Source organism: Bacillus sp. AFS012607 (genome assembly GCF_002558005.1).
Lineage (GTDB): Bacteria > Bacillota > Bacilli > Bacillales > Bacillaceae_G > Bacillus_A > Bacillus_A thuringiensis_S.
This window is the reverse complement of record NZ_NTVM01000005.1, coordinates 1-16,680: the sequence shown is the minus strand read 5'-3', so window position 1 is coordinate 16,680 and position 16,680 is coordinate 1. Positions and strand designations below refer to the sequence as shown.

Here is a 16,680-nt window from a genome sequence, read left to right as displayed (position 1 = left end):
CTCTCCAATAGGATAAGGTCTCTAACACGTCGTTATTATTTTTTCTTTGGAATTTTAATTGTAATTTGATAGTACTCATCAAATTCTTCTTCCTCAGAATTAACATTCAAACCACTTTCAGTAACCATTTGTAAAGATTGTCTAATTGTATTCATAGCAATCCTCGTATCTCGACTTACTGCTTTTTGCTTTGCCTTACGCTTCGGTTTTGCTTCCTCTAGTAACTTCGCAATTCGTTCTTCTGTTTGCTTTACATTCAGTTGTTTCTCCACAATTTCCTGTAAAACCTTCAGTTGTAATTCCTCATTTTTTAAAGGAATGAGAGCGCGGGCGTGACGTTCTGTAATGCTTTTTTCTAATAATGCACTTTTTATTTCTTCAGGCAACTTTAACAATCGCAACTTATTTGCGATTGTAGATTGTCCTTTTCCAAGTCGTTGTGCCAATGCTTCTTGTGTTAAATTATGTAACTCAATCAGCTTTTGATATGCCACAGCTTCCTCGATTGCCGTTAGTTCCTCACGTTGCAAGTTTTCAATTAAAGCTACAGAAGCTGTCTCTGTATCATTTAAGTTCTTTATAATTGCAGGAACCTTTTCCCAACCTAACTTTGTTGCCGCACGAAAGCGTCTTTCTCCAGCGATAATCTCGTACTTATCATCCTCATATTGCCTTACAACAATCGGTTGAATAAGTCCATGTGTACGAATCGTTAATGCTAGCTCATCAATACGTGCATCATCAAAAACTGTTCTTGGTTGATAACGGTTAGGGGTAATATTTACTATCGGAATTTCTTGTATTTCTTCATATACCTTTTTATCTATTTCTTCATGGCTTTCGTCTTGTAATTCGAATTCGCTCTCTTTATCTCCAAAGCCAAATAAACGAGAAAACGTATTTTTCATACATATTCCACCACCTTTTAGGCCTATTGACTATTCTCCATAAAATGTTTCCTATGAAACATTTACGTTTTCATTTATATAATTTAATCTTACGTCTAATAAGATTTATTTTTCAATAGGTAATTTATTGGGCGTTCCCGGTTTGCGTGGATATTTCTTTGGTGTCTTGCGCTTTTTCTCGATTAATAAAATATTACGTTCACTCTCTTCAAACGGTAATTGGAACGTAGACATCTCTTTTAACTCTCCGCCTAGCACCTCTAAAGCATACTTACCATTTTCGATTTCTTCATTTGCTGCTGCACCTTTCATTGCAATGAATGTTCCTCCAACTTTTACAAGTGGTAAACATAGCTCACTTAATACAGAAAGACGTGCAACTGCACGTGCCATTACAATATCGTATGATTCACGTACACCTTCTTTTTTCCCAAATGTTTCAGCACGATCATGACAAAATGCAACATCACTTAATTCTAACTTTTGTGCTAAGTGATTTAAGAAATTAATACGTTTTTGCAATGAATCTACAATTGTTACTTTTAAGTGCGGGAAACAGATTTTTAAAGGAATACTTGGGAATCCAGCCCCTGCACCAACATCACAAATTGAGAACGGTTTTGAAAAATCATAATAAAAAGCAGCTGTAATAGAATCAAAAAAGTGTTTTAAGTATACTTCTTCTTTTTCTGTAATAGCCGTTAAGTTCATTTTCTCATTCCACTCTACTAATGTTTCAAAGTAGATTTTGAACTGCTCTAACTGTCTAGAAGAGAGGGTGATCCCCTTCTCTTCTAGCATAGATTGAAATTGTTCTATGTTCATCTAGCAATATCTCCTTACTATTTATTGGTTCGATACGCGCGCAATTTTTCCTTGTTCTATATAAACAAGTAAAATGGAAATATCCGCTGGATTTACGCCAGAAATACGTGAAGCCTGCCCCATTGAAAGTGGACGAACATCTTTCAATTTCTGTCTAGCTTCTGAGGCAAGGCTAGAAATCGCATCATAATCAATATCTACAGGTATTTTTTTACTCTCCATTTTCTTCATACGCTCTACTTGCTGTAAAGATTTTTCAATGTATCCTTCGTACTTAATCTGAATTTCAACTTGTTCTGTAACTTCATCACTTAATTCTACTTCACTTGGTACTAAAAGATGAATATGCTCATATGTCATCTCTGGACGACGTAATAAGTCACTTGCACGTATTCCATCTTTCAATTCACTTCCGCCAATATTGCGAATTAATTCTTGAACCTCAGGACGTGGTTTAATAATAATGCTGCTTAAACGTTCCTTTTCCTGTTCAATTTGTAGTTTTTTATTTGTAAATCGCTCATAGCGCTCTTCTTTAATTAATCCAATTTCACGACCAACTTCAGTTAAACGAAGATCAGCATTATCATGGCGTAATAATAGACGGTATTCTGCACGAGATGTTAATAAACGATATGGTTCATTTGTACCTTTCGTAACAAGATCATCAATTAAGACACCAATATAAGCATCCTCACGACCTAAAACAACTTCTTTTTTACCTAAAGAACGGCATGCTGCATTAATCCCAGCCATAAGCCCTTGTCCTGCCGCCTCTTCGTAACCAGAAGTTCCATTAATTTGTCCTGCTGTATATAAATTTTTAATCTTTTTCGTTTCAAGTGTTGGCCATAGTTGTGTTGGCACAATTGCATCATATTCAATTGCATAACCTGTGCGCATCATTTCAACATTTTCTAGGCCTGGAATTGTTCTAAGCATGTCACGTTGTACATCTTCTGGTAGGCTTGTGGATAAACCTTGCACATATACTTCTTGTGTATTACGCCCTTCTGGCTCTAAGAAAATTTGATGACGTGGTTTATCATTAAATCTTACTACTTTGTCTTCAATAGAAGGACAGTATCTAGGGCCTGTTCCTTTAATCATACCAGAATACATAGCTGAACGATGTAAATTTTCATCTATTAAACGGTGTGTTTCTGTACTTGTATATGTCAACCAACATGGAATTTGATCCATAATAAATTTCGTTGTTTCAAAAGAGAACGAACGTGGCTTATCATCACCCGGTTGAATTTCTGTTTTACTGTAGTCAATTGTATTACTGTTTACACGCGGAGGTGTCCCTGTTTTAAATCTAACAAGATCAAACCCAAGTTCCTCTAAATGCTCAGATAATGTAATAGACGGTTGCTGATTATTTGGACCGCTTGAATATTTTAAGTCGCCCATGATAATCTCGCCACGTAAAAATGTTCCAGTCGTAATTACAACGGTTTTTGCTGTATATTCTGCACCAGCTTGTGTAACTACCCCTTTACACATACCATCTTCAACGATTAAACGCTCTACCATTCCTTGGAATAACGTTAAGTTTGGTGTTTCTTCAATTGTTTTCTTCAATTCATGTTGGTAAGAGAATTTATCAGCTTGCGCTCGAAGTGCACGTACAGCTGGCCCCTTACCTGTATTTAGCATACGCATTTGAATATGAGTTTTATCAATATTACGTCCCATTTCTCCGCCTAATGCATCAATTTCACGAACAACAATCCCTTTTGCTGGTCCACCAACAGAAGGGTTACATGGCATGAAAGCTACCATATCTAAGTTAATTGTTAACATTAATGTTTTTGAGCCCATTCGTGCTGCCGCAAGACCAGCTTCACATCCTGCATGACCTGCACCGATTACTATGACATCATATGAACCGGCATTGTATCCCATTGTTTATTCCTCCTAATAATCTCTATCTTTCTAAAACATCACTATATTATTTTCCTAAACAAAATTGAGAGAACAACTGGTCAATTAGGCTTTCATGGACTGTGTCACCAGTAATTTCACCAAGTATTTCCCACGTTCTTGTTAAATCAATTTGCACCATATCAATTGGTACACCATTTTCTATTGCCTCAATTGCATCACCGATTGTTTGTCCTGCTTGTGTTAATAATCCAATATGTCTCGCATTAGAAACATATGTCATATCTGCAGAATCGATTGTTCCTTCAAAGAATAAATCAGCTATTGCCTTTTCGAGTTCATCTATTCCTTGTTCCTCAATTAAGGATGTTGTAATAACACGATTTCCCGCAGCTAACTCTGTAACACGTTCCATATCAATCGCTTGCGGTAAATCAGTCTTATTCACAATAACAATAAAGTCTTTTCCTTGTACCGCATGGAATAGATCTTCATCCTCATTTGTTAAAGCCTCGCTATAGTTGACAACAACTAATACTAAATCTGCTTGGCTCATCATTTCTTTTGATCGCTCCACACCAATTCGTTCAACAACATCTTCTGTCTCACGAATACCGGCTGTATCTATAAGTTTAAGAGGTACACCACGCACATTAACGTACTCTTCAATAACATCACGAGTTGTTCCTGCAATATCAGTTACAATTGCTTTTTTCTCCTGAACAAGACTATTTAATAACGATGATTTCCCAACATTAGGTCTACCGATAATTGCTGTAGCAATACCTTCACGTAAAATTTTCCCTTGTTTTGATGTTTCTAATATTTTTTCGATTTCCGAACGAACATGCGTCGCTTTCTCAATTAAAATATTATGTGTCATCTCTTCTACATCATCGTATTCTGGATAATCTATATTTACCTCAACATGAGCTAATGTTTCTAATATTTCTTGACGTAGGCGACCAATTAATTTAGATAATCGCCCTTCCATTTGATTAATTGCTACATTCATCGCACGATCTGTTTTTGCTCGAATCAAATCCATAACAGCTTCTGCTTGTGATAAATCGATACGTCCATTTAAAAAAGCACGTTTTGTAAATTCGCCCGGTTCTGCCAATCGTACTCCTTGCGCTAGAATAAGTTGCAATACTTTATTTACTGAAACAAGTCCGCCATGACAGTTAATTTCCACTATATTTTCACGTGTAAAAGTCCTTGGTGCGCGCATAATAGACACCATAACTTCTTCAATAACTTGATTTGTATCTAAATCAACGATATGACCATAATGAATAGTGTGAGAAGGAACCTCTGTTAAATCCTTCCCTTTAAAAATACGGTCAACTTTCTCAACCGCATCATCCCCACTTACTCGAACAATGGCAATTGCACCCTCTCCAAGCGCTGTGGAAATCGCAGCAATTGTATCAAATTCCATGTCCTTTCACCTCACTTGCTTATTTATCTCTATTTCAACATGATTATTTCTTTCACTAAATTATTAGGATACCATAACGAACCTATCTACAAAAGAAGAATAACTCATTTTATTATATCCCCATGTAAAAAACACTAAACTTATTCACAGTGGATAAGTTTAGTGTTTTTTAGTTATCCACATCTATTTTTCGCTCAAAAAAACCGGCACTCATTTGAGCAACCGGTCATTTAGGAGATATTACAACATGCCGATGTGGTTCATTTCCTTCAGAAGTTGTTTTGATACCTTGATGATTTGATAATGCCTGATGAATAATTTTTCGTTCAAAAGATGGCATCGGTTCTAAAATAACTCTTTTTTTCGTATTAGATACTTGTTTCGCTAATCGATAAGAAAGTGATTCTAGCGTACTTTTTCTTTTACTACGATAATTTTCAGCATCTAGTGTAATACCTATATACTGCTTCGTGTTACGATTCGCAACAAGTTTTGTTAAATACTGTAAAGAGTTTAGTGTATTACCTCTTTTTCCAATTAAAACTCCTACATCATCACCAGAAATTGTAAATTCGATCTCGCGTCCTTTTACAACTTTACTAATTTCAACTTCCACACCCATATTGTGAATAACATTTCTTAAATATTCTTCACATTCCTGAATTGGATCTTTCTTCAATACAACTTCTACTACTGCAGGACGATTCCCAAATAAACCTAAGAATCCTCTTTTACCCTCATCGACAATATTTATATCTACTCGATCTTTTGATGTATTTAATTGCCTTAAAGCATCCTCTACTGCCAGCTCGACTGTTTGTCCTTTAGCAGTAATTATACTCACTTGCTTGAGCCTCCAGCTTTGCTAGCCTTAATCTCTGGCCCTTTGATAAAGTACATTTGAGCAATACCAAAGATATTACCAACAACCCAGTAAAGTGATAATGCAGCTGGGAAGTTAATTGCAAAGATTAAAATCATAATCGGCATAAGCCAAAGCATCATTGCCATTTGCGGATTTTGACCAGCTGTTCCTGCCATTGCAAGCTTTTGCTGAATAAATGTCGTAATTGCTGCAACAACCGGTAAGATATAGAACGGATCTGCCTGTCCTAAATCAAACCATAAAAATGTATGTTCACTAATTGCTGTTGTTCTCATAATCGCATGATAAAACGCGAATAAAATAGGCATCTGAACAAATATCGGTAAACATCCTGCCAATGGATTTACACCATTCTTTTGATATAACTGCATCATTTCTTGTTGTAGTTTTTGCTGTGTTGCTTGATCTTTAGAACTATATTTCTCTTTTAACTTCACCATTTCTGGTTGTAACGCTTGCATTGCTTTTGTACTCTTTGTTTGTTTAATCATTAATGGTAATAATGCAAAACGAATGATAAGAGTTGTAATAACAATTGCTAAACCGTAATTACTGTTAAATAAGTCGGCAAAATACGTGATTAACTGAGAAAGCGGATATACGAAATATTCATTCCAAATCCCAGTACTTTTCGATGTAATCGGCTGACCCGTTTCACTACAACCGGTGGCAATCGCCATTAATGCAACGACCATGGCTAGTAAACCTAATTTCTTTTTCAAAGCCTACTCCTCCTTGTATCGGTATGTATATAGTGTAATTCATTTCCTTACGCTACTTTTTTATTCTTTTCATACCAGAGCGTTTAAAGACATGAATTAAGCTTTTCTTTACTTCTTCATATGTCATCTCTGCACAAGGCTTCCTTGCTATTATAACAAAATCTTTTCCAGAATCTATCTCATCTTTTAACTCTGTAATAGCTTGACGGACCATGCGCTTAATTCGATTACGAACTACTGCATTTCCTATTTTCTTGCTAACAGAAAGGCCGATGCGAAAGTTTGGCTGTTCTTCTTTATCTAATTGGTATACAACAAACTGACGATTCGCATTTGATTTTCCTTTTTGAAAAACCGCCTGGAATTCATCATTCTTCTTTATACGATGTTTTTTCTTCATATCAATTGACACTCCTGTATTTCATCAGCGGAAATTCACTATTATTAGAAAAAAAGACCACTGAACGATCAGTGGTCTACGCAGATAATACTTTTCTTCCTTTACGACGACGAGCTGCTAGCACTTTACGTCCGTTCGCTGTGCTCATACGGCTGCGGAAACCATGTACTTTGCTGCGCTTACGTTTATTTGGTTGGTAAGTTCTTTTCATTATATGACACCTCCCTGAGGAATATCTGTTAAAGACAGTCCTATAAATTATAGTTAATCAACTAGGAAAATGTCAATGGTTCTAGAAATTTTCATCAAATATTCATTTTGAACCTATTCACATACTTTTTCACAGCATCTATATTTCCTTGTGGATAAATGTTTTTTCACGTTTTTTATATCCACAAACTTTTTTCCCACTTTTACACAGTATATCGTGTTGTGGACAAGTTTATTCCACAAGGTATTGATTTTGTGGATAACTTTCTTAAATTCATTGCTATAGCCACTTTTTTTTGATATTATAGTTGTGTTTTCACTTTGAACAAGTTTTCCACATCTTTATCTTATCCACAATTTGTGTATAACATGTGGACAGTTTTAATCACATGTGGGTAAACAGTTGTCCACATTTGGTTTTTTTGTCGAAAACCCTATCTCATATACAAACGACGTTTTTAGGTTTTAAAATACGTTTCGTATAAATATACATTTTATATTTATTAGGTTGTACATTTGTTGCGCAGCCTTATTCTTTTACCATCTTAGTAAAGGAGGGACACCTTTGGAAAATATCTCTGATTTATGGAATAGTGCCTTAAAAGAATTAGAAAAAAAGGTAAGCAAGCCTAGTTATGAGACATGGTTAAAATCAACAACGGCTCATAACTTGAAGAAAGACGTATTAACGATTACAGCTCCAAATGAATTTGCTCGTGACTGGCTAGAATCTCATTACTCAGAACTAATTTCAGAAACACTATACGATTTAACAGGGGCAAAATTAGCAATTCGCTTTATTATTCCCCAAAGTCAAGCGGAAGAGGACATTGATCTTCCTCCAGTTAAGCGGAATCCAGCACAAGATGATTCAGCTCATTTACCACAGAGCATGTTAAATCCAAAATATACATTTGATACATTTGTTATCGGCTCTGGTAACCGTTTTGCCCATGCAGCTTCATTAGCTGTAGCCGAGGCGCCAGCTAAAGCGTATAATCCACTCTTTATTTACGGGGGAGTTGGGCTTGGAAAGACGCATTTAATGCACGCGATTGGCCATTATGTAATTGAACATAATCCAAATGCAAAAGTTGTATATTTATCATCAGAAAAATTCACGAATGAATTTATTAACTCTATTCGTGATAATAAAGCTGTTGATTTTCGTAATAAATATCGCAATGTAGATGTTTTATTGATAGATGATATTCAATTTCTTGCTGGAAAAGAACAAACTCAAGAAGAGTTTTTCCATACATTTAATGCATTACACGAAGAAAGTAAACAAATTGTAATTTCTAGTGATCGACCACCAAAAGAAATTCCAACTTTAGAAGATCGTCTTCGTTCTCGCTTTGAATGGGGACTTATTACAGATATTACGCCGCCAGATTTAGAGACACGAATTGCAATTTTACGCAAAAAAGCAAAAGCTGAAGGGCTTGATATACCAAATGAAGTTATGCTTTATATCGCAAATCAAATTGATTCAAATATTCGCGAATTAGAAGGTGCACTTATCCGAGTTGTAGCTTATTCATCTTTAATTAATAAAGATATTAATGCTGATTTAGCAGCTGAAGCACTTAAAGATATTATTCCAAATTCTAAGCCGAAAATTATCTCTATTTATGATATTCAAAAAGCTGTCGGAGACGTTTATCAAGTAAAATTAGAAGATTTTAAAGCGAAAAAACGTACAAAATCAGTTGCGTTTCCTCGCCAAATTGCAATGTATTTATCACGCGAACTTACGGATTCCTCTTTACCAAAAATAGGTGAAGAATTTGGTGGACGTGATCATACAACAGTTATCCATGCCCATGAAAAAATTTCTAAACTACTAAAAACCGATACGCAATTACAAAAGCAAGTTGAAGAAATTAATGGTATTTTAAAGTAGTAGCTGAATAGTGTGAATAACTTACCTTGTTTTACGCACAGTCTATCCACATGTAGATAGACTGTTTTTACATCCTTCAAAGGGGTTATCCACATATCCACAAGCCCTATTACTATTACTACTATTTTTTATCTTTATTAATTAAATAAAATCTTATACTTACCGGAGGTTTTTCTTTATGCGTTTTACAATACAAAAAGACTATCTTGTAAGAGGTGTACAAGATGTAATGAAGGCAGTTTCTTCTCGTACAACAATCCCCATCCTTACGGGAATTAAAGTTGTAGCTACTGAAGAAGGGGTTACATTAACAGGAAGCGATGCTGATATTTCTATTGAATCGTTTATTCCAGTCGAAGAAGATGGAAAAGAAATCGTAGAAATAGCTCAATCAGGAAGCATTGTTTTACAAGCAAAATATTTTAGTGAGATTGTAAAAAAACTACCTAAGGATACTGTCGAAATTTCTGTGGAAAATCATTTTATGACAAAAATAAAATCTGGAAAATCAGAGTTTAACTTAAATGGTTTAGATTCTGCAGAATATCCGTTATTACCACAGATTGAAGAACATCATGTATTTAAGATACCAACAGATTTACTTAAACATATGATCAGACAAACTGTATTTGCAGTTTCTACTTCTGAAACAAGACCAATCTTGACAGGTGTAAACTGGAAGGTATATAACAGCGAGTTAACTTGTATTGCAACAGATAGTCATAGACTGGCACTTCGAAAAGCGAAAATCGAAGGACATAATATTGCAGATGAATTTCAAGCTAATGTTGTTATTCCAGGTAAGAGCTTAAACGAATTAAGTAAAATTCTGGATGAGTCTGAAGAGATGGTAGATATTGTAATAACTGAGTATCAAGTATTATTCCGTACAAAGCATTTATTATTCTTCTCAAGATTGTTAGAAGGAAATTATCCAGATACGACACGTTTAATTCCAGCAGAGAGTAAAACGGATATTTTTGTAAATACAAAAGAATTCCTACAAGCAATTGATCGTGCTTCACTATTAGCGAGAGATGGCCGCAATAACGTTGTCAAATTATCAACTTTAGAGCAAGAAATGCTAGAGATTTCCTCGAATTCACCAGAAATTGGAAAAGTTGTCGAAGAAGTACAATGTGAAAAAGTAGATGGAGAAGAGTTAAAAATATCTTTTAGTGCAAAATATATGATGGATGCATTGAAAGCTCTAGATAGTACAGAGATTAAAGTTAGCTTTACTGGGGCGATGAGACCGTTCTTAATTCGTACAGTAAATGATGATTCAATTATTCAATTAATTTTACCGGTTCGTACTTACTAGGTAAGGAATAAGGGTTGCTAGTTTAAAGATGCTAGTGGCCCTTATTTGATTTTTGGGTATTACTTTCCTAATGTTAGTTTATTTAGTACAATGAAAGAATGAACACTTTCAGAAAGTGAGCGATTTTATGAAACATATTAAAATTTCAACAGAGTATATTACACTAGGACAATTTTTAAAGTTAGCTGATGTAATTGATACAGGTGGCGCTGTAAAATGGTTTTTACAAGAATATGAAGTGTACGTGAACAACGAACTTGAAAATAGAAGAGGTCGCAAACTATATGCGAATGATGTTATTGAAATTCCAGGAAGCGGAACTTTCCAAGTTCAGGCATAAAGGGGGAGCCCTTTGTTTATTTCAGAAATACAATTAAAAAACTATCGCAATTATGAAAAATTAGAGCTTTCCTTTGAAGATAAGGTAAATGTAATTATCGGCGAAAATGCACAAGGGAAAACAAACTTGATGGAAGCTATTTATGTTTTAGCGATGGCGAAATCTCATAGAACCTCTAATGATCGCGAACTTATCCGCTGGGATGAAGAGTTTGGTCAAATAAAAGGGAAATTACAAAAAAGAAACAGTTCTTTGTCTTTGGAATTAAATATTTCGAAAAAAGGTAAAAAGGCAAAATTAAATCAACTTGAACAACAAAAGTTAAGTCAATATATTGGCGTGATGAACGTTGTCATGTTTGCCCCAGAAGATTTAAATCTTGTAAAAGGAAGCCCTCAAGTAAGAAGACGCTTTTTAGATATGGAATTAGGACAAATAGCTCCTATATATTTGTATGAATTAAGTCAATATCAAAAGGTGCTCACGCAACGAAATCACTTGTTGAAAAAAATGCAAGGGAATAGTAAGAATGAGGAAACGATGTTGGATGTATTTACACTTCAACTAATTGAGCATGGTGCGAAAATACTGCAAAAACGTTTTGAATTTTTGCATTTGCTACAGGAATGGGCAGCTCCAATTCATCGCGGTATAAGCCGTGGATTAGAAGAGTTAGAAATTGTCTATAAACCAAGTGTAGATGTATCAGAATCAATGGATTTGTCGAAAATAAAAGAAGTATACTATGAAAGTTTTCAATCTGTGAAACAACGTGAAATTTTCCGTGGTACGACTTTAATTGGTCCTCATCGTGATGATTTACAATTCTTCGTTAATAGTAAAAATGTTCAAGTCTTTGGTTCGCAAGGGCAACAACGAACGACCGCACTATCCCTAAAATTAGCTGAAATTGAATTAATTTATTCAGAGGTTAAAGAATATCCAATCCTTTTGCTGGATGATGTTTTATCAGAATTAGACGATTATCGTCAATCACATCTGTTAAATACAATTCAAGGAAAGGTGCAAACATTTGTTACAACGACGAGTGTCGACGGAATTGAACACGAAACATTAAAAGATGCGAAAACAATTCATGTAACGAACGGCACGGTAGATTGTGAAATAGATAGGGCATAAACCCCTGTTTAAATGGAAAAGTAGGTGATCTTTGTGTCAATGGAACAAAAACAAATGCAAGAAAATGCATATGATGAAAGTCAGATACAGGTACTTGAAGGACTAGAGGCAGTTCGGAAACGTCCGGGTATGTATATTGGATCTACGAGTGGAAAGGGACTTCACCACCTTGTATGGGAGATTGTCGATAATAGTATCGATGAAGCGTTAGCAGGATATTGTGATGAAATTAACGTTAGTATCGAAGAAGATAATAGTATTCTTGTAACGGATAATGGACGTGGTATTCCAGTTGGTATACAAGAAAAAATGGGGCGTCCTGCAGTAGAGGTTATTATGACTGTCCTCCACGCTGGTGGTAAATTTGGCGGTGGCGGTTACAAAGTTTCTGGTGGTTTGCACGGTGTTGGTGCATCTGTTGTAAATGCCTTATCAACAGAATTAGAAGTATTTGTACATCGTGATGGTAAAATCCATTACCAAAAATACGAAAGAGGTATTCCGGTTGCAGATTTAAAAGTCATCGGTGATACAGATAAGACTGGAACAATAACTCGCTTTAAACCGGATCCAGAAATTTTTAAAGAGACGACAGAATATGAATTCGATACGCTAGCGACTCGTATGCGTGAGTTGGCGTTTTTAAATCGTAATATTAAATTAACAATTGAAGATAAACGTGAACATAAGCAAAAGAAAGAGTTCCACTATGAAGGTGGAATTAAATCATATGTTGAACATTTAAATCGTTCAAAACAACCAATTCATGAAGAGCCTGTATATGTAGAAGGTTCAAAAGATGGTATTCAAGTTGAAGTTGCGCTTCAATATAACGAAGGATATACAAATCATATTTACTCATTTACAAATAATATTCATACGTATGAAGGTGGTACACATGAGGTAGGATTTAAAACTGCCTTAACACGTGTGATTAACGATTATGGTCGTAAAAATAACATTTTAAAAGATGCGGATAGTAATTTGACTGGTGAAGATGTTCGTGAAGGTTTAACAGCAATTGTGTCGATTAAACATCCAAATCCACAATTTGAAGGGCAAACGAAGACGAAACTTGGAAATAGTGAAGCGAGGACGATTACGGAGTCAGTATTCTCTGAGGCTTTTGAAAAATTCTTACTGGAAAATCCCAATGTTGCACGTAAGATTGTAGATAAAGGAACGATGGCAGCACGTGCGCGTGTAGCAGCTAAAAAAGCTCGTGAGCTAACTCGCCGAAAGAGTGCTTTAGAAGTTTCAAGTTTACCAGGGAAATTGGCAGATTGTTCTTCTAAAGATCCAGCAATTAGTGAAATTTATATCGTAGAGGGTGACTCTGCGGGTGGATCTGCAAAACAAGGACGCGATCGTCATTTTCAAGCAATTTTACCGCTGAAGGGTAAAATTATTAATGTTGAAAAGGCACGCTTAGATAAGATTTTATCAAATGATGAAGTTCGTACAATTATTACGGCGATTGGTACAAATATTGGTGGGGACTTCGATATCGAAAAAGCACGCTATCATAAAGTTATTATTATGACCGATGCCGATGTTGATGGTGCGCATATTCGTACCCTATTATTAACGTTCTTCTATCGTTATATGCGTCAAATAATTGAGTGTGGATATATATATATCGCACAGCCACCGTTGTTTAAGGTGCAACAAGGTAAAAAAATTCAATATGCTTATAATGATAAAGAACTTGAAAAAATATTAGCTGAGTTACCAGCCCAGCCGAAACCAGGAATTCAACGTTATAAAGGTCTTGGAGAGATGAATCCAACTCAGCTATGGGAGACGACAATGGATCCAGAAGTACGTTCGTTACTTCAAGTTTCTCTTCAAGACGCAATAGAAGCAGATGAAACATTTGAAATTTTAATGGGTGATAAAGTGGAACCACGTCGTAACTTTATCCAAGAGAATGCAAAATACGTGAAAAACCTTGATATTTAAATGAGTAATGACAGGAATCTAAGTATTCCTGTCTTCTACATATAAATCAATGTATGTATAACGGAAACGTAAGAGGAGGTGCTCGTTGATGTCAGACAATCAACAACAAGCACGAATTCGAGAAATTAATATTAGTCATGAAATGCGTACCTCATTTTTAGATTACGCAATGAGTGTTATCGTATCTCGTGCATTACCAGATGTTCGTGATGGATTAAAACCTGTGCATCGTAGGGTTTTATATGCGATGAATGATTTAGGAATTACAGCTGATAAAGCGTATAAGAAATCAGCACGTATTGTCGGTGAAGTAATCGGGAAGTATCACCCTCATGGTGATTCAGCCGTTTATGAAACAATGGTACGTATGGCGCAAGATTTCAGTCAACGTTATATGCTTGTAGATGGGCATGGTAACTTCGGTTCTGTAGATGGAGATTCAGCAGCGGCAATGCGTTATACAGAGGCAAGAATGTCTAAGATTTCTATGGAATTAATACGTGATATTTCAAAAAATACAATTGATTATCAAGATAACTACGATGGTTCGGAAAGAGAGCCGATTGTATTACCAGCGCGTTTTCCTAATTTATTAGTAAACGGTACGACAGGTATTGCAGTTGGTATGGCAACAAATATTCCGCCGCATCAACTTGGCGAAGTAATTGATGGTGTGTTGGCATTAAGTCATAACCCGGATATTACTATAGCGGAGTTAATGGAATATATTCCTGGACCAGACTTCCCGACATCAGGTTTAATCTTAGGTCGAAGTGGCATCCGTAGAGCTTATGAAACAGGGCGCGGTTCTATTATGCTTCGTGCCAAAGTTGAAATTGAAGAGAAATCAAATGGTAAACAATCTATTATCGTAACGGAACTACCTTATCAAGTTAATAAGGCACGATTAATTGAAAAAATCGCAGAATTAGTTCGCGATAAGAAAATTGAAGGTATTACAGATTTACGTGATGAATCAGACCGAAATGGTATGCGTATTGTCATGGAAGTACGTCGTGACGCCAATGCAAACGTACTATTAAACAATCTATATAAACATACAGCACTTCAAACAAGTTTCGGTATTAATATGTTGTCTCTTGTAAATGGAGAGCCTCAAGTACTAAATTTAAAACAAAACTTATATCATTATTTGGAGCACCAGAAGGTAGTAATCCGTAGACGTACTGCGTATGAATTAGAAAAAGCAGAGGCACGTGCTCATATTTTAGAAGGATTACGAATTGCTTTAGATCATCTTGATGAAGTTATTACGTTAATTCGTAGTTCAAAAACGGCTGATATTGCAAAGCAAGGCTTAATGGAACGTTTCGGTTTAAGTGAGAAACAAGCGCAAGCGATTTTAGATATGCGTCTGCAACGTTTAACTGGATTAGAACGTGAAAAAATCGAGCAAGAATATCAAGATTTAATGAATTTAATTGCTGAATTAAAAGCGATTTTAGCAGATGAAGAGAAAGTTCTTGAGATTATTCGTGAAGAATTAACAGAAGTAAAAGAGCGTTTCAATGATAAGAGACGAACAGAAATTACAATTGGCGGTATGGAATTTATTGAAGATGAAGATTTAATTCCTGAGCAAAATATTGCAATTACGTTAACTCATAACGGTTATATTAAGAGGTTACCAGCTTCTACGTACAAAACACAGAACCGTGGGGGACGTGGTGTACAAGGAATGGGTACGAATGATGATGACTTTGTTGAACACTTATTAACAACGTCTACTCATGATCATATTTTATTCTTTACAAACAAGGGTAAAGTATACCGTACGAAAGGATATGAAATCCCAGAGTATAGTCGTACTGCAAAAGGGCTACCAATTATTAACCTATTAGGGGTAGATAAGGGTGAGTGGATCAATGCCATTATTCCAATTCGTGAATTTGGTGACGACCAGTTCTTATTCTTTACAACGAAACAAGGTATTTCTAAGAGAACGCCACTTTCATCATTTGCAAATATACGTACGAACGGTTTAATTGCAATTTCGCTTCGTGAAGAAGATGAAGTGATTTCTGTACGTTTAACATCTGGCGATAAAGATATTATCGTAGGGACAAGCAACGGTATGTTAATTCGCTTCAATGAAAAAGATGTACGTTCTATGGGCCGTAATGCAGCTGGTGTAAAAGCTATTACATTAGGCGAAGAGGACCAAGTAGTAGGTATGGAAATTGTTGAAGAAGATACGAATGTCTTAATTGTAACGAAAAACGGGTATGGTAAGCGTACTCCAGTTGAAGAGTATCGACTACAAAGCCGTGGTGGTAAAGGTCTTAAAACTTGTAACATTACAGATAAAAACGGTAAGTTAGTAGCGGTTAAGTCTGTAACAGGTGAAGAAGACATCATGCTAATTACAGCCGCAGGCGTTATTATTCGTATGCCGGTTGATCAAATCTCTCAAATGGGACGTAATACACAAGGTGTTCGTCTAATTCGTTTAGAGGATGAGCAAGAGGTAGCGACAGTAGCAAAAGCACAGAAAGATGAAGAAGAAGAATCTAATGAAGAGGTTTCTTCTGAAGAATAAGAGGGTGGATTTTCCCCCCCTCTTATTTTTTTATAATAATACTTGCATAGTGATAGCAAAGTCTATATAATAGGCAGAGTCAGCAAATGAGAGATACAAATTATCTTGAAAAACTTGTTGACGAAAATAATATACTATGATATATTATAAAAGTCGCTGAAAC

The 16,680-nt window shown here is 35.6% G+C and carries 14 protein-coding genes; 6 read left to right on the top strand and 8 right to left on the bottom strand.

Annotated elements, in window-relative coordinates; all coding sequences use genetic code 11:
• Positions 1–35 precede the first annotated feature (35 nt).
• From noc to rpmH, 8 genes are all read right to left on the bottom strand, one after another.
• Positions 36–908, bottom strand: coding sequence for a nucleoid occlusion protein (gene noc / locus CN409_RS02870; RefSeq protein ID WP_000799016.1), 873 nt, complete (start codon positions 906–908; stop codon positions 36–38).
• Positions 909–1,013: 105 nt separating this feature from the next.
• Positions 1,014–1,733 (bottom strand): 16S rRNA (guanine(527)-N(7))-methyltransferase RsmG, encoded by a 720-nt coding sequence (gene rsmG / locus CN409_RS02865; RefSeq protein ID WP_001019628.1) that lies wholly within the window; start codon positions 1,731–1,733, stop codon positions 1,014–1,016.
• A gap of 21 nt (positions 1,734–1,754) precedes the next feature.
• A complete protein-coding gene (gene mnmG / locus CN409_RS02860) occupies positions 1,755–3,644 on the bottom strand; it encodes a tRNA uridine-5-carboxymethylaminomethyl(34) synthesis enzyme MnmG (RefSeq protein ID WP_000541045.1) in 1,890 nt (629 codons plus the stop codon).
• A gap of 46 nt (positions 3,645–3,690) precedes the next feature.
• A complete protein-coding gene (mnmE, locus tag CN409_RS02855; RefSeq protein ID WP_000393760.1) occupies positions 3,691–5,067 on the bottom strand; it encodes a tRNA uridine-5-carboxymethylaminomethyl(34) synthesis GTPase MnmE in 1,377 nt (458 codons plus the stop codon).
• A 226-nt stretch (positions 5,068–5,293) separates the two neighbouring features.
• Positions 5,294–5,911, bottom strand: a complete 618-nt coding sequence (jag, locus tag CN409_RS02850; RefSeq protein ID WP_000022797.1) for an RNA-binding cell elongation regulator Jag/EloR — start codon at positions 5,909–5,911, stop codon at positions 5,294–5,296.
• The gene (gene spoIIIJ, locus CN409_RS02845) at positions 5,908–6,675 is read right to left on the bottom strand and encodes a YidC family membrane integrase SpoIIIJ (protein WP_000727741.1); all 768 of its coding nucleotides are present in this window, start codon (positions 6,673–6,675) and stop codon (positions 5,908–5,910) included. The genes jag and spoIIIJ overlap by 4 nt, the downstream gene beginning before the upstream one ends.
• 52 nt (positions 6,676–6,727) lie before the next feature.
• Positions 6,728–7,075 (bottom strand): ribonuclease P protein component, encoded by a 348-nt coding sequence (rnpA, locus tag CN409_RS02840; RefSeq protein WP_000726621.1) that lies wholly within the window; start codon positions 7,073–7,075, stop codon positions 6,728–6,730.
• Positions 7,076–7,151: 76 nt separating this feature from the next.
• On the bottom strand, positions 7,152–7,286 hold the full coding sequence (rpmH, locus tag CN409_RS02835; RefSeq protein WP_000831901.1) for a 50S ribosomal protein L34: 135 nt from the start codon (positions 7,284–7,286) through the stop codon (positions 7,152–7,154).
• A 564-nt stretch (positions 7,287–7,850) separates the two neighbouring features.
• Between rpmH and dnaA the strand changes: the two genes are divergently transcribed.
• The 6 genes from dnaA (at position 7,851) to gyrA (ending at position 16,517) form a co-directional block, all read left to right on the top strand.
• Positions 7,851–9,191 (top strand): chromosomal replication initiator protein DnaA, encoded by a 1,341-nt coding sequence (dnaA, locus tag CN409_RS02830; RefSeq protein WP_000428018.1) that lies wholly within the window; start codon positions 7,851–7,853, stop codon positions 9,189–9,191.
• Positions 9,192–9,369: 178 nt separating this feature from the next.
• A complete protein-coding gene (gene dnaN, locus CN409_RS02825) occupies positions 9,370–10,515 on the top strand; it encodes a DNA polymerase III subunit beta (protein ID WP_001212884.1) in 1,146 nt (381 codons plus the stop codon).
• 127 nt (positions 10,516–10,642) lie between these two features.
• Complete coding sequence (gene yaaA, locus CN409_RS02820) at positions 10,643–10,855, top strand: S4 domain-containing protein YaaA (protein ID WP_000680510.1); 213 nt, start codon at positions 10,643–10,645, stop codon at positions 10,853–10,855.
• A gap of 12 nt (positions 10,856–10,867) precedes the next feature.
• Positions 10,868–11,995, top strand: coding sequence for a DNA replication/repair protein RecF (gene recF, locus CN409_RS02815; RefSeq protein ID WP_000470754.1), 1,128 nt, complete (start codon positions 10,868–10,870; stop codon positions 11,993–11,995).
• A gap of 39 nt (positions 11,996–12,034) precedes the next feature.
• Complete coding sequence (gyrB, locus tag CN409_RS02810; protein WP_000435979.1) at positions 12,035–13,957, top strand: DNA topoisomerase (ATP-hydrolyzing) subunit B; 1,923 nt, start codon at positions 12,035–12,037, stop codon at positions 13,955–13,957.
• 88 nt (positions 13,958–14,045) lie between these two features.
• Entirely contained in the window at positions 14,046–16,517 is a 2,472-nt protein-coding gene (gene gyrA, locus CN409_RS02805; RefSeq protein ID WP_097980917.1) for a DNA gyrase subunit A, read from the top strand.
• Positions 16,518–16,680 lie beyond the last annotated feature (163 nt).

Coding starts and splice junctions, on each gene's coding strand:
- noc (WP_000799016.1), bottom strand. CDS start 908: ATGAAAAATACGTTTTCTCGTTTATTTGGCTTTGGAGATAAAGAGAGC.
- rsmG (WP_001019628.1), bottom strand. CDS start 1,733: ATGAACATAGAACAATTTCAATCTATGCTAGAAGAGAAGGGGATCACC.
- mnmG (WP_000541045.1), bottom strand. CDS start 3,644: ATGGGATACAATGCCGGTTCATATGATGTCATAGTAATCGGTGCAGGT.
- mnmE (WP_000393760.1), bottom strand. CDS start 5,067: ATGGAATTTGATACAATTGCTGCGATTTCCACAGCGCTTGGAGAGGGT.
- rnpA (WP_000726621.1), bottom strand. CDS start 7,075: ATGAAGAAAAAACATCGTATAAAGAAGAATGATGAATTCCAGGCGGTT.
- rpmH (WP_000831901.1), bottom strand. CDS start 7,286: ATGAAAAGAACTTACCAACCAAATAAACGTAAGCGCAGCAAAGTACAT.
- dnaN (WP_001212884.1), top strand. CDS start 9,370: ATGCGTTTTACAATACAAAAAGACTATCTTGTAAGAGGTGTACAAGAT.
- yaaA (WP_000680510.1), top strand. CDS start 10,643: ATGAAACATATTAAAATTTCAACAGAGTATATTACACTAGGACAATTT.
- gyrB (WP_000435979.1), top strand. CDS start 12,035: ATGGAACAAAAACAAATGCAAGAAAATGCATATGATGAAAGTCAGATA.
- gyrA (WP_097980917.1), top strand. CDS start 14,046: ATGTCAGACAATCAACAACAAGCACGAATTCGAGAAATTAATATTAGT.